Here is a 14,368-nt window from a genome sequence, read left to right as displayed (position 1 = left end):
TGGTCGTCCATTCATGACATCCGCGGAACGTGTTAATCTAATGCCATTAAATTCACTGTCATGGATAACATCTCACGCAGGTCAATACTGTCCGCCGGCCTTGGTGCCGGCCTCGTTGTTGCAGTGCCGGGAGCCGCCTTTGCCACCTCGGTGGCTGACGACGCCGGCGTCCGCACCGACCCCTTTCTCCTGGGCATCGCCTCCGGCGAGCCGTGGCCGGACGGTTTCGTGATCTGGACCCGGCTGGCATTGGATCCATTGGCCGAAGACGGCCTGGGCGGCATGCCCTCACGCAACGTGGCGGTCTCCTGGGAAGTCGCTGAAGACGCGAACATGCGCACCGTCGTCGCCCGCGGAGTTGAGCATGCGCGGATCGAAACCGCCCACTCAATCCACGTGGAGCTGCGCGGGCTGCGCCCGGGCCGCGAGTACTACTACCGTTTCCGCACCGGCCGCCACGTCAGCGCGGTTGGCCGCACCCTCACCAGCCCAGCCCCGCATGAGACCCCGGCGTCGTTGGCCATGTCATTCGCCAGCTGCGCGCAATACGAGCACGGCTATTTCACGGCCTACTCGCGTCTGGCCGAGGACCACCCGGACCTGGTGCTGCACCTGGGCGACTACATGTACGAATACAAAAAGGGCGGCTACGTGATCGGCGGCGGCAACCCGCGCAACCACGAAGGGCCGGAGACGTCGACACTGCAGGGTTACCGGCAGCGTCACGCACAGTACAAGTCCGACGTCGACCTGCAGGCAGCGCACGCAGTCGCACCGTGGCTGGTGGTCTGGGATGACCACGAGGTGGACAACAACTGGGCGGATGAGATTCCCGAAAATCAAGATCCGTTGCAGCTCAATGACACCACTGAGCGTTTCCGGCAGCGCCGGTCAGCTGCTTTCCAGGCATACTACGAGAACATGCCCCTCCGCGCGTCATCGGTGCCGGCCGGGTTCGACATGAAGATCTACCGCACCATCCAGTGGGGCCAGCTGGCCAACTTCCACATGATGGACACCCGACAGTACCGCGACGATCAGCTGGCCGGAGACGGCTGGAAGAAGAACGTCACCGAGCGCCTGGCCGAGGACCGCACCATCACCGGTGCCGAGCAGGAAAAGTGGCTGCTGGACGGCTTCAAGAACTCCACACAGCGCTGGGACATTCTGGGCCAGCAGGTGTTCTTCGCCGAGAAGGACCGGAACGTGGCGCCGGAGATCGACGACGTCTCCATGGACGGCTGGGACGGCTATGCTTCCTCCCGCCGCCGCATCACCCAGGGCTGGGTGGACGCGAACGTTCGCAACGCCGTCGTCCTGACCGGCGATGTGCACCGCAACTGGGCCAACGACGTCAAGGTGGATTACAAGGATCCGGCGTCACCCGTGGTTGGCTCGGAACTGGTCTGCACCTCGATCACGTCCACCGGCAACGGCAGCGGATCCACAGCTGATCCGCTCATGGCCTGGAACCCGCACCTGAAGTTCTACAACGACAACCGCGGCTACGTGAACACCAAGATCACCAAGGATGCGCTCACCGCGGACTTCCGGACGCTTGACCACGTCACAACGCCCGGAGCTCCCGTCAGCACGAAGGCGTCCTTCGTCATCCAGGACGGAATCCGCGGGCTGCAGGCGCAGTAGAAGCCAGTCCCAGAGACCGGAAGGCCGAGCCATGGCCTTCCGGTCTCCTGCGTCTGCGTCTGCTGCGCGAGCGTTTGTGAATTGGCCGCCATTGCTGCGCGAGCGTTTGTGAATTGGCCGCCATTGCTGCGCGAGCGTTTGTGAATTGGCCGCCATTGCTGCGAGAGGGTTGGGACGGGGGGCTAGAGCGTCTTTTCCAGGAACGACGTCGGCACAAGGGCTGCGCGGATTCGGCCCCAGGGTGTCGCGGCCGTGCGCAGACGCCGGATGAGGGTCTCCACAGCCGCTGCCAGGTCCTCCCGCTCGCCCGGGGACCCTGCCAACGTCCCGGAGGCCCCCGCCCCGTAGACACTTTGCTCGTAAGCGTGCAGGATCAAGGCCAGACCGGCCGGGGTGGTGGTTCCCAGCAACCCCGCGATTTGTTCCGCGTGCCGGGCAGGAGTCAGGGCAGGATCCCAGCTGTAGCCAAAGTCGACCGCCGTGGCCAGCAGTTCCCGCCAGGCAACCACCTCCGGAGCATCGTCATCCGGGCGACCGGCCGCCCGGCCGGCGGCGCCGCGCACCTGGGCCAGGCGCCGCCGTCGGATATGAACACGGGCCAGGGCAGGGGCGGCGAGCAGCAGGAGCACCAGCATGATGGCCACAGTGGTCTGCAGCCACTGGGTGGGACTGGCCGGCGCTTCGGAGAACCCCGCAGGGCCGGCGGCCGTGCTTGTCTGCGCCGACGGGGCCGTGGTGGCGGCAGCGTCCTCGATGGGCGCGACCGGGTTTAGCGGATCCGACCCAGCGGAACTGTCTTCCTGCGCATAATCAGGGACAGAACCGCGGGAGGGAGTCGGTTCAAACGGCACCCAGCCGAGCCCCTCAAAATACAGTTCGGGCCAGGCATGGGCGTCTTGGCCGGTGGCCTCGTAGCCAAGCAGCTCCTGGCCGGCCAACGCGCCGGTCATCGCGGTTCGGGTGCCGGGCGCGTACCCGACAACAATGCGGGAGGGGATCCCCACCTCGCGGGCCATCACGGCCATGGCAGCGGAAAAGTGCACACAATAGCCGGCCTTGGTTTCCAGGAACTTGGCCAGGACCTCCATGCCCGAACCGTCATAGCCTTCCGCGACCGGTGTGCTCAGGCTGTAGATGAAATCACCCGAACGAAGATACTCCTGCAGCGCCATGGCCCGGGCATAAGGCGTTTGCGCGGACACCGTGACCTCTTGGGCCGTGCTCCTGACAATTTGGGGTACGTCCCGGGGCAGCGCCGTGAAGATCGGGTCCAGGTCTGCGCTCGGCTCGCTTGTTGCGGCGTCCAGGATCTCGGGAGTGAGGACGGGCATTTCACTGCGCACAAGATACGTCTGCCCGGTCGTTGAGACATTTTGGCCCTTGAGAGTCTGCGTGGCGGGGTTCCACAACCAGCGTCCGCGGAGGTCGTCGACGGCGGTGGCCGAGAGCGGGGCGGGCAGCCAGTCGCTGCCGAGGCCGGCAATGGAAATCTGGGTTAGCGTGCTTGTCCGTGGCACGGTGGCGGCCGGGCCCGGTTCCGGGTTCAGGTCGGAGAGTGAGGCCTGCAAGCCGTCGGGAAAGGCGGAGGGTTTCCAGGACTTCCCGGTGAAGTCCTCCAAGGTGCTCAGGCGCAGGTACTGTGCGGCGTCGGTGTTGCTCAGGTACGTCAGATTGACCTGGCTTGACTGTGACCGCAGGTCGTCGCCGAGGGAAATCATGGGGTCAAGGAGCGTCCCGCCGCCCGACCCGCCAATGCGTGATCCCTGCGGGAACGATCCCTGGGTGAATCCGGGAATGGCGGCCAGGGCAAGCAGCATCAACACGACCACGGCAGCGCCCAGCGCGACAGCCCTTGACAGGGTGCCGCTGGCGAACTGGACCGTCCCGGAACGCAATTTTCCGTCCGGCGCATACCAGCGGCAGCAGCCAAGGACCAGCAGGAATCCGGCGGCGGCCCCGATGAATCCTAGCGGCCCAATGCCAGTCGTTGTGGTCAGGGCCGGCGGCAGCAGGATCAGCACCAGCCCCAACGAGCTGGCTGCCGGCATGGCCACGGTAATCGCCACCGTGTCGATGAGCAGGGCGGCAAAGCCCAGGCCTGCGCAGATCAAGAAGAACATGGGCAGCACCGAGGGCGCCGGGGTGTTGTTGCCCATGATCACCTTCGACGCCTCGGTCGCCATCTCCAGCGCCGCCGTCACGGTTTTCGAGGTGGGAACAACGCCGAGCAATGCCGTGGTCGGAAAAAACACCAGCGTCAGGCTCATGAACCAGCCGGCCAGCGCCCCCAGCGGGGCATAGGGGCCCAGCGTTGGATAGCGCCGCAGCACTGCCGGAATCAGCAAGGTCCCGGCAACCACGGCGGCGGCCTGCGGCAACCAGCTGAGGTCAAACAGCACTCCCTCCAGGCCCAGTGAGGCGCCCATGACTGCCCCGAAGACGGCGAAGGCCAGGACCCAGGGTGCGGGGCCGGTGCGGGGTTCGCCGAACAGCCTGCGCGCGCCGCGGCCGGAAACCCGTGGGGGAGGGGGTGGGCCATTGCCGTCGAGCATCCGCGTCATCGGGTCCGCCCAAAGGCAGCGTTGTTCTGGCCCAGCTGCATCCATGCCTGCACAAGAGGCGTTTCCGGGGTGAGTGCTGCGGCCCGCCAGCCGGCACGGCGCAGGATCCCGACGGATTCGTCCGCCTGGGCGGTGCCCTGGCACACCACCAGGGCGTAGGAGCTTTGCGAGGATTCGGCCATGCCCGCCAGCAGCAGTGCTTCTGTCTTGCTGAGCATGCCGGTGACGGCCACGAGCGGTCCGCGCCGCCTGCCGTGGTGGAGTTTTTGGGCCAGGGCGTCTCCAAAAGTGGCTGCCGGCGCCGGTGCGGGATCGCCGGGCAGGCGCTGGCCCGTGCTGCCCAGCCCGGCCGGGCCCGGCCCTGTGCTGCCCTGGCCGGCGGGCGTGGCCTCGGCAAGTTCCAGGGCGGCCAGGGCGGCAGCCACGTCGAGCATGCCCTGGCTGCCGCTGAATTCTTCGCGCCCGGGGGCAACCGCGGAGGCTGAGGAGGCGAACCCCGGGTGCCCCTGATGGTCCAGGATGCGCAGGGAATAGCCGCGTTCCAGCAAGTGTGTGGCAACGGAAAGGGCCGCAACGACAGCCGTCTCAAAGGCGGCCGACGTGTGCAGCTCCGGCAGTCCCACAGCGCTGCGGCCGGCAATCTGGAGCCGTTCCATCGCCCTGCCCGTCTCGCCAAATGCCAGGGCCCGGCGGTCAAGGATCAAGGCCGCCTCGGGGGTCGTGACAGATTCTTCCGCCCGCACCATGAGCTTGCCCTGCCGGGCCGTCACCGGCCAGTGGACGCGTCGGAGCGGGTCACCGTAGCGGTACTCGCGGGTCATGGCGTCGTCGTGGCTGGCGTGCGCAAGTTCCCTGGTGCTTTGGGAACCGTCCTGGCCCCTGCCGTCGGTGAGGGAAATTGTGGGCAGTTCCACCGCAGTGGGGGCGATGGTGAGGTGGACGCCGTCGTCCAGGGCGCGGGGGACATAGGCCACATCGAAGGGGTCGGCGAACCGTCCCCGCAGCGGTCCGATGGTGAACACGCCGCGGTGGGCGGGGTGCAGGGTGTAGTGGTAACGGCTGAGCAGTCCGCGCGGCTCCACGGGTTGCGGGTGGTTGAAGGTCGGCACGTCCCGGAAGCTGAACGGCAGTTCCTCGACCAGATGGGTGCGGGAGCCGCCGGGGCTGCGCCCGTGCACATCAAGGACGACGTCGACAGGCGCACCCACGCGGCCCAACTTCGGGGTGATCGTGCGTTTGACCGAGAAGCCGGGCTTGGCCGCATACAGGACAGTGCAGGCGACCGCCGGCAGGGCAAAACAAAAAATGGCCACCGTCAGGAGGTCGCGGCGGCCCAGGGTCAGGGCCAACACCAGGGCCAGCGCCCCGAAGGCCAGCAGCAGCCAGCCCCGGGGACGGAGTGGACGCATCGCAAACAAGGGAACCCCTAGCCGTTCCGGGCGTCCTTCGCGGCGCGCCCGTCCGTCCGGACCGCACTGGCAGTTCCGGCACTGCCGGAACCGGCTCCGGCTCCAGGCACGGGCACCCGGGCAAGCAGGTCCTCGATCACCATGTCGACGGTGACGCCCTGGCTGGCGGCGCTGCGCTCGACCAGCAGGCGGTGCGCCAGGACGGGATGCGCAAGATCGCGGATGTCGTCGGGAAGCACAAAACCACGCCCGGCCAGCGCCGCCGAGGCCTTGGCCGCCCGCAGCAATTGCAGCAGCGCCCGCGGGCTGGCGCCCAGGCGAAGCTCGGAACTCGTCCGGGTCGCCTGGCCCAGGGCCACGGTGTAGGCGCGCACGGCCGGGGACACATGGATGTCCGCCACCGTCTGGATCATGGCGGCAACCTGCTCATCCGTGGCGACGGCCTGCACGGAGTCCAGCGGGTTGACCGACTGGTGGGATTCCAGCATGGCCAGTTCGGCTGCGGTGTCGGGGTAGCCCATGGAAATCCGGGCCATGAACCGGTCCCGCTGGGCTTCCGGCAACGGGTAGGTGCCCTCCATCTCAATGGGATTCTGCGTGGCAATCACCATGAACGGTGCCTGCAGGCTGTACGTGGTGCCGTCAACGCTGACCTGGTGCTCGGCCATGGATTCCAGCAGGGCCGACTGGGTTTTCGCCGACGCCCTGTTGATCTCATCGCCAATGACGATGTTGGCAAAGATGGCGCCGGGGCGGAACTCAAACGACTGCGTCGACTGGTTAAAAATCGACACCCCGGTAATGTCGCTGGGCAGCAGGTCGGGCGTGAACTGAATCCTTGTGACGGAGCAGTCAACTGTCCGGGCCAGGGTTTTCGCCAACAGGGTCTTGCCCACCCCGGGCACGTCTTCCAGGAGCAGATGGCCGCCGGCAAGCAGCACTGTCAAGGCCAGCCGCACCGATTCGTCCTTGCCGTCAATGACGGTGTTCATCACGGCCATGATCTTCTCGCTCAACCGGGCAAATAGCTCCACATCCATGGTCGCGCCGCCTTCTGCCGTGCCTGCACCTGGGCTGGTCCCGACGGTCGTGTCCCCATTGCTTGCGGAGCGTTCAGCCGCAGCGGAGCGCGGACGGAAAAGCGGGGGCTTGGGACCCGCCGCTGCCGCCCCGTCCTTTGCCAGCAAAGTCTCCTGCGGGTGCATGCCCCACCTTTCACATCGGTGCCCGGCGCAAGGCGCGACCGGTTGCTGTGACCTACGCTACTAGCTTGGCGCGCATTTGGCCCCACCGGCCCCGGGAAAAGTCCCGGCAGCCCGGCAACGGCCCGGTAAAGTGGGCAATCATGTGCACTGAAGACGTCCCGCGCCCGTACCGTCCGGAAACGCCCACGCCGGAAACGCCCACGCCGGAAGGCGGCGCCCGCCGGGCTGCCTTCGCGCCGGCCCCGCCGGCGTTGCCAATACCCGTGTATGACAACCACACGCACTTTGACTTTGGTGATTCGCCCGTCGATCTGCACGCGGCACTTGACGCCGCCGAGGCAGTTGGCGTTGCCGGTGCCGTGCAGGTTGGCTGCGACCTGCCGTCTTCACGTTTCACTGTGGCCGCCGTTGACGCAGACCCGCGCTTGTTGGGTGCCGTGGCCATCCACCCCAACGACGCCCCGGAACTGGCACAGGCCGGCGCCCTCGACGACGCGTTGGCGGAAATCGACGGCATGGCCGCCCACCCCAGAATCCGGGCCATTGGGGAAACCGGGCTCGACTACTTCAGGACCGGCGAGGACGGCAAATCCGCCCAGCACCATTCCTTCCGCGGGCACCTGGAGATCGCCAAGGAACGCGACCTGGCCTTGCAGATCCACTGCCGCGACGCCCACGTCGATGTGCTGGACATTCTGCGGGAGGTGGGTGCGCCGTCGCGCCTTGTCTTCCACTGTTTCTCGGGCGACGCCGAGTTGGCGCAGATATGCAACGACAACGGCTGGTACATGTCCTTTTCGGGCACCGTGACGTTTAAGAATGCAAAAAACCTGCGGGCAGCCCTGGCCGTCGCGGACCCGGGCCTTCTTCTGGCCGAGACCGACGCGCCGTTCCTGACGCCGCACCCCTTCCGGGGGCGCCCCAATGCCAGCTACATGCTGCCCTACACGGTGCAAAGCATGGCCGAATTGTTGGACCGGGAGCTGGCCGGAATGTGCCAGCTTTTGAGCGACAACACCGAGGCCGTCTACGGCTCCTGGCTCGACTGAGCCTGTAGCGTTAATCACTTCGCCGTTACCAAGCCTTGTCCATAAGGTCACGGTTAGGTTACGCTGAGGAACTATTAGCCGTGGTCGGGGAAGGCCAACGGATGCAATGCTGCGAGACCTGCCGTTCACTGCAGGTCTGCGGCCACCGTTCGAAAGAGCAAATCTGGCAGTGCCATCCGTGCCTTTCTGCGGTAAAAATGTGCTGCCGTTTGTTCGCCTCTTCTCCGTGCCCGGGCGCTCTAGTAGTTACGGGAACTCGTGTCTTCTTTCCTTACCGTCAATGGCAAATTGAGCTATCTGAAGCTTGCCTGCCAGGCAGCCATCCTTTTGGCTCTCGTCGCAGGCCTCATGGCTTTCGTCACCGCCAACAAGACAGTCACCCTCGTGGTTGACGGCCAGACAAGTTCAGTCAGGGCCTTCGGCGGTTCGGTGGAAAATGTGCTCGAGCGGGCCGACGTCAACGTCACCGCCGAAGACCACATCACCCCGGCACTGGCCAGCTCAGTGGAAGACGGGGACACCATCACCATCAACAAGGCCAAGGACGTCACCGTCAGCCTCGATGGTGCAGAGCAAACAGTCACCACCACCTCCACCAAGGTCAGCGGCTTGATCAGCCAGTTGGGTGTCGCCGCCAACGCCAAGCTCTCGGTTCCCGCGGACGCACTGGTTGCCAGCGCCGAAGACATCAGCATCATCACGCCCAAGCAGGTCACACTGGTGGCCGACGGCGAGAAGACCGTCAAGACAACCACTGCAGAGGACGTTTCCGACCTCCTCGACGAAGCAGGCGTGGAGCTGGCCAAGACCGACAAGCTGTCCGCACCCGGCACCGCACCCGTGGTTGAGAACATGGTCCTCAAGGTGACCCGCATCAATCCGGCCGGATCCGCCACCGAAACCGAGGCTGTCCCGTTTGAGACCGAACAGACAGTCGACGCCGAGATGCCCAAGGGCGAGAAGAAAACAGTCACTGAAGGCGTCGCCGGCAGCCTGGAGAAAACTTTCCGCACCGTGACGGTTGACGGCGTTGTCGTCAGCCGCACCGAAACAGCCTCCAAGGTTGTCGTGGCACCGGTGGTCGAAAAGGTCTCCGTCGGCGGCAAGGAACTCCCCAAACCCAAGCCCACCGAGGCACCCAAGGACCCTGCCGGTGACGATGCCGCTGCCGACGCCCCCACGGGAGCCGCAGCCCCGGCCATGTCCAACGAAGCCATGTGGGACGCCATCGCCCAGTGCGAGTCCACAGGCAACTGGTCCATCAACTCCGGCAACGGCTACTACGGCGGACTCCAGTTCGACATCGGCACCTGGATCGGCTCCGGCGGCGGAGACTACGCCCCCAACGCCAGCCTGGCCACCAAGGCCCAGCAGATCGACATCGCCAACCGGGTCTACGCCCAGCGCGGGCTGAGCCCCTGGGGCTGTGCCCACGCAGCCGGCTAGAAACCCAGCATCACCAATGCCCGTTTTTTAGCGGACGCTGCATTGCAGTGCTTGTGAAGCACGACGGCGGGAGGCCACTTTCCCAGGGAAGGTGGCCTCCCGCCGTCGTACCCTGGAGACTTTCCCGGCACCGGGGCAGCCCACCTCACATCCGGGCGGCGACGAGATGGACGAGTTAGCGGATACCATGGATGCGTGACCACCCCTGTTCCCAGCCCCGCAACCCAGCCACTGCTGGGTGCCACCGAAATCCGCCGCCTCGCGGAGGAAATCGGTGTGCGTCCCACCAAAACCCTGGGACAAAATTTTGTCATTGACGGCAACACCATCCGCCGCATTGTGGCAGCAGCCAATGTCGACCCCGCTGAAACAGTGCTGGAGGTGGGGCCCGGACTGGGCTCCCTGACGCTGGGCCTGCTCGATGCAGCCGCCCGCGTGGTCGCCGTGGAGATCGATCCGGTGCTGGCCGCGAAACTGCCGTCAACAGTTGCCGCGTTCCGCCCCGCCCTGGCCGGCAATCTCGACGTCGTGCTCTCTGACGCCATGCGCATCACCGAACTTCCGGGCGAACCCACGGCGCTGGTCGCGAACCTGCCGTACAACGTGGCAGTGCCCGTGGTGCTGCACCTGCTGGAACATTTCCCGTCGCTGCAGCACGGCCTGGTCATGGTGCAGGACGAGGTCGCCGACAGGATGGTCGCCGGCCCCGGATCCAAGACCTACGGGGTGCCGTCGGTCAAGGGCGCCTGGTACTCACAAATGCGCAAGGCCGGCGTCATTGGCATGAATGTGTTTTGGCCGGCGCCGAAGATTTCCTCCGGACTCGTCTCCTTCACCCGGCACGATCCGCCCGTGACCAGGGCGTCGCGCGAGGACGTGTTCGCCGTGATTGACGCCGCTTTTGCCCAACGCCGCAAGACCCTGCGCGCAGCCCTGGCCGGCTGGGCCGGCGGCGCCGCTGCGGCCGAAACATATTTGCGCAAGGCCGGCGTTGACCCCAGCGCCCGCGGCGAAGTCATTGACGTGGCCGCGTTCGCCCGCATCGCCGAAGCCAAGATGCCCTTTACGGCCTAGCCCATGGACCCATTGAACAACGCAGGAACGGCAGGCGACTCCGGCGCAGCATCCGGAGCGGAGTCATTTGTGGATCCCTTGTGGCGGCCGGCACCGCACCGCGTGAAGGTCAGGGCCCCCGGGAAAATCAACGCCTTCTTCCAGGTTGGTCCGCTGCGCGAGGACGGCTACCACGCCGTGGCCAGCACCTACCTGGCCGTCTCCCGCTACGAAGAAATTGCGGCCACGACCAAACCGGGCACACCCGCCGCCGACATTACCGTGAGCATCAGCGAGGCAAGTTCACTTGACCCTGAGTCGTTGGCGGGCATTCCACTGGACGGCAGCAACCTTGCCGTCCGGGCGGCAATGCTGGTGGCGGACATTGCCGAGGATCCCTGCGGCGTCCACCTGGAAATCACCAAGCACGTGCCCATCGCCGGCGGCATGGGCGGGGGCTCCGCCGATGCGGCAGCAACCCTCGTCGCCTGCGACGCGCTCTGGCACACGGGACTTTCCCGCGAGGAGCTGTCCCTCCTCGGTGCCGAGCTTGGCGCGGACGTGCCGTTCGCGCTGTTGGGGGGTGCCGCCGTCGGACTTGGCATTGGGGACAAACTCACAGCGGCACTGGCCCCCACACCACTGCACTGGGTGCTGGTGCCGGCCCGCTTTGGCCTGTCAACGCCTGTGGTTTACGGTACGCTAGACGATCTGCGGGAGGCTGCCGGAATTACGGTGGATGAGCCCGGGCAGGTTGAGTCGGGCGTCCTGACGGCCTTGCGGGCAGGGGATCCGCACGCACTGGCCACATGGCTGCACAACGACCTGCAGGCTGCGGCCGAATCACTGGCCCCGTCCCTGACGGCAGTACTGGCCCAGGGGGAGGAACTGGGGGCGCTGGCGTCGCTGGTCTCCGGCTCGGGACCCACGGTGGCTTTTTTGGCCGCCGGCGCGGAACAAGCCCGGGAACTTGCCGCGGCCCTGGCCGAACACGGTCATGAGGCGTGGGCCGTGGAAGGGCCCGTGCACGGAGCGCACCTCGTGCCCTGACAGACCGTGCCGCAAAGAATTGATCATCAGCAATAAATACTTGTAAGGAAAGTGGTACCACGTGGCTCATTTGCTTGGCGGGGAAAATCTCAGCGTCGCCTTCGCCACCCGAACCGTCCTTGACGGCATCAGCGTTGGCCTCGAAGAAGGGGACCGCATTGGCATCGTGGGACGCAACGGCGACGGCAAGTCCACGCTAATGCGCCTGCTGGCCGGGCGGCAGACTGCCGATTCCGGCCGCGTCACCGTGCGCGGCGGCGTGCAGGTCAGCTACCTTGACCAGACTGACGTGCTCGACGGCGACGACACAGTCGGCTTCGCGATCGTGGGGGAGGCGGCCGACCACGAGTGGGCCTCCAACCCCAAGATCCGCGAAATCATGGGCGCCCTGGTGGGCGAGGTCGACTGGCACGCCAACATCCACTCGCTCTCCGGCGGGCAGAAGCGCCGCGTGGCCCTGGCCAAGCTGCTGATCGGCGATGACGATGTCATCATGCTCGATGAGCCCACCAACCACCTTGACGTGGAGGGTGTGGCCTGGCTGGCCAAGCACCTCAAGCAGCGCTGGCGGGCCAACGAGGGCGCCTTCGTCGTGGTCACCCACGATCGCTGGTTCCTCGATGAGGTGTGCACCCGCACCTGGGAAGTCCACGACGGCATCATTGACCCGTTCGAGGGCGGTTACGCCGCGTACGTGCTGGCCCGTGCCGAACGGGACCGGTCGGCGTCCGTGATGGAATCCAAGCGCGTCCAGCTGGTCAAGAAGGAACTGGCGTGGCTGCGCCGCGGCGCCCCGGCCCGCACGGCGAAGCCGAAGTTCCGCATCGAGGCCGCCAACGACCTCATCGCCGACGTGCCCGAACCCCGCGACACGGTGGCGCTGTCGAAGATGGCCACCGCCCGGCTGGGCAAGGACGTCATCGACCTGGAAAACCTGTCCTTGAGCTACGGGGACAAGGAACTCTTCAACAACATCACGCTGCGCCTGGCCCCGGGGGAGCGGCTCGGCCTCGTCGGCGTCAACGGTGCCGGCAAGACCACCCTGCTGAGGCTGCTCAACGGTGAGGTCCCGCCGTCGTCCGGCAAGGTCAAGACCGGCTCAACCGTGAAGACAGCCGTGCTGACCCAGGAAGTGGACGAGCTCGACGACGTCCTGAACATGCGCGTCATCGAGGTCATCGAACGCGAGAAGCGCTCCTTCGAGGTGGGCGGCAAGGACATGACGGCCGGCCAGCTCGTGGAGCAGCTTGGTTTCACCAAGGACAAGCAGTGGACCATGGTGAAGGACCTTTCCGGTGGTGAGCGCCGGCGGTTGCAGCTGCTGCGCCTGCTCGTGGGGGAGCCGAACGTGCTCATGCTCGATGAGCCCACCAACGACCTTGACACCGACACGCTGGCCGCCGTGGAGGATGTGCTGGACGGCTGGCCGGGCACGCTCGTGGTGGTCTCGCACGACAGGTACCTGCTGGAACGCGTCACCGACCATCAGATGGCGCTGCTCGGCGACGGCCAGCTGCGCGGGCTGCCCGGCGGCGTTGACCAGTACCTGGAACTGCGCGAGGCTGCCGGCCTGTCGCCCTCCAGCCCCGGGGCTGCCGCTGCTGCTGCGCCGTCCGGGCCCACCGAGGCGCAGAAGCGCGATGCCCGCAAGGTGCTGAACCGTTTGGAGCGCCAGCTGGGCAAGAACTCCGCCGCCGATGCGAAGGTTCACGCCCAAATGGCTGCCAGTGTTGGCGACTACGACGTCCTGGCAGACCTCAACGCCAAGCTGGCCAAGCTCGCCAAGGAACGCGAAGGCCTGGAGCTTGAATGGCTCGGCGCCTCCGAGGTGCTGGAGTAGCCGCCTGCACTTGGTGGCTTTGTGGCGCTGATTTGCCTGGTCTGAGCGGCGTTCCGGGCTGCTCGTCCTAATCTGCGCAACACTAGAGGCTGGCGTGCCGCATGACACTGTTATGCGGCACGCCAGCCTCCAGCACTGCGCAGATTGGGACAGGGGCTGCTGGGTAATTCCTCCACAGCCCAGACACCGCCGCCACTTGTCCACAATGACGACGCCGGGGCTGCCGCCAGCGCCGGTATTGGCCGACGATGGTGCCATGAGTCCCCGCAGAAGTACCGCACCCCAGCCCATAGAAGCGGTTGTCGCCTCCCTGGGCGGGATCGCCCGGCAGAAAGATTTGCTGCCTCGCGGATATTCCAGCCGGCAGATCCGGGTTGCCGTTGCGGACGGGTTGATCCAGCGCCGTGCGCGAGGCGTATATGCAGTTCCGCAAATTTCTGCCCAAGACACCTTCCTTGCCGCCCATCAAGCCCGGCGCACCTGCCTGAGCAAAGCGGCTGAACTTGGGCTGTGGGTGCTGGAAGAACCGAAACAACTGCATGTTGCCACAGCCCACGGGCGGCCGGTTCCCGGGTGTGTGGTGCACAGGGTCAAAGGAGGCCAAACGCTGACGGACATTCTCCGGCAGTGTGTCCGGTGTGGCACCGAAGTTGAAGCGCTGGCAATCCTGGAGTCGGCGGTGGTCAACAAGAACTGCTCCATCAACCACCTCCGCACCGCATTCGCCGGCAGGGATGGTGCTGCCGGCAGGGCAATCGTGGCGATGATAGATCCGCAGTCCATGTCCATCGCTGAAACTTGCGGCAGATACCACCTGCGTCGGGCAGGATACAACGTGCAGGGGCAGGCATACGTCAAGGATGCCGGGCACCTGGACCTGCTCGTCGACGGGGTTCTGGGGTTGGAAGCCGACGGGGAAAAGTACCACAATGACCCGAAAGCGTGGAAAGAGGATCTTCGTCGCGACACCATGTACGTCCTCAATGGCATGTGGAGATTGAGAATTCCAGCCGCGGTGGTGATGTACCAGCCCGAGGTTATGCTCCGCTGGGTGGAGCAAGCCCTGGCCCGGATCCGCTCAGCACAGAGACCTGGGATGCGGTGAACC

Annotated in this window: 10 protein-coding genes; 7 read left to right on the top strand and 3 right to left on the bottom strand. The window is 66.0% G+C overall.

Going from position 1 to position 14,368, the window contains the following annotated elements; genetic code table 11:
- The first annotated feature begins 60 nt into the window (after positions 1-60).
- On the top strand, positions 61-1,647 hold the full coding sequence (locus tag AC1L6K_RS17310) for an alkaline phosphatase D family protein (protein ID WP_480950070.1): 1,587 nt from the start codon (positions 61-63) through the stop codon (positions 1,645-1,647).
- A gap of 182 nt (positions 1,648-1,829) precedes the next feature.
- Here the strand turns inward: AC1L6K_RS17310 and AC1L6K_RS17305 are convergent, their stop codons facing one another.
- The 3 genes from AC1L6K_RS17305 to AC1L6K_RS17295 are packed head-to-tail and all read right to left on the bottom strand — an operon-like array spanning position 1,830 to position 6,657.
- Complete coding sequence (locus AC1L6K_RS17305) at positions 1,830-4,208, bottom strand: transglutaminase TgpA family protein (protein WP_480950069.1); 2,379 nt, start codon at positions 4,206-4,208, stop codon at positions 1,830-1,832.
- On the bottom strand, positions 4,205-5,617 hold the full coding sequence (locus tag AC1L6K_RS17300) for a DUF58 domain-containing protein (RefSeq protein ID WP_480952812.1): 1,413 nt from the start codon (positions 5,615-5,617) through the stop codon (positions 4,205-4,207). The genes AC1L6K_RS17305 and AC1L6K_RS17300 overlap by 4 nt, the downstream gene beginning before the upstream one ends.
- A 17-nt stretch (positions 5,618-5,634) precedes the next feature.
- Positions 5,635-6,657, bottom strand: coding sequence for an AAA family ATPase (locus tag AC1L6K_RS17295; RefSeq protein WP_480952811.1), 1,023 nt, complete (start codon positions 6,655-6,657; stop codon positions 5,635-5,637).
- A 305-nt stretch (positions 6,658-6,962) separates the two neighbouring features.
- Between AC1L6K_RS17295 and AC1L6K_RS17290 the strand changes: the two genes are divergently transcribed.
- From AC1L6K_RS17290 to AC1L6K_RS17265, 6 genes are all read left to right on the top strand, one after another.
- Positions 6,963-7,871 (top strand): TatD family hydrolase, encoded by a 909-nt coding sequence (locus AC1L6K_RS17290; protein ID WP_480950068.1) that lies wholly within the window; start codon positions 6,963-6,965, stop codon positions 7,869-7,871.
- Between the two features lie 288 nt (positions 7,872-8,159).
- A complete protein-coding gene (locus tag AC1L6K_RS17285) occupies positions 8,160-9,317 on the top strand; it encodes a transglycosylase family protein (RefSeq protein ID WP_480950067.1) in 1,158 nt (385 codons plus the stop codon).
- Between the two features lie 195 nt (positions 9,318-9,512).
- A complete protein-coding gene (gene rsmA / locus AC1L6K_RS17280; protein WP_480950066.1) occupies positions 9,513-10,391 on the top strand; it encodes a 16S rRNA (adenine(1518)-N(6)/adenine(1519)-N(6))-dimethyltransferase RsmA in 879 nt (292 codons plus the stop codon).
- 3 nt (positions 10,392-10,394) lie between these two features.
- Positions 10,395-11,420, top strand: coding sequence for a 4-(cytidine 5'-diphospho)-2-C-methyl-D-erythritol kinase (locus AC1L6K_RS17275; protein WP_480950065.1), 1,026 nt, complete (start codon positions 10,395-10,397; stop codon positions 11,418-11,420).
- Positions 11,421-11,481: 61 nt separating this feature from the next.
- The gene (locus AC1L6K_RS17270; protein ID WP_480950064.1) at positions 11,482-13,260 is read left to right on the top strand and encodes an ABC-F family ATP-binding cassette domain-containing protein; all 1,779 of its coding nucleotides are present in this window, start codon (positions 11,482-11,484) and stop codon (positions 13,258-13,260) included.
- A gap of 256 nt (positions 13,261-13,516) precedes the next feature.
- Positions 13,517-14,365 (top strand): type IV toxin-antitoxin system AbiEi family antitoxin domain-containing protein, encoded by an 849-nt coding sequence (locus tag AC1L6K_RS17265; RefSeq protein ID WP_480950063.1) that lies wholly within the window; start codon positions 13,517-13,519, stop codon positions 14,363-14,365.
- Positions 14,366-14,368: the final 3 nt, after the last annotated feature.

It is taken from the genome of Specibacter sp. BI4 (genome assembly GCF_056680095.1).
Note: the sequence above shows the minus strand (reverse complement) of the source record. Positions and strands in the feature narration are given on the sequence as shown.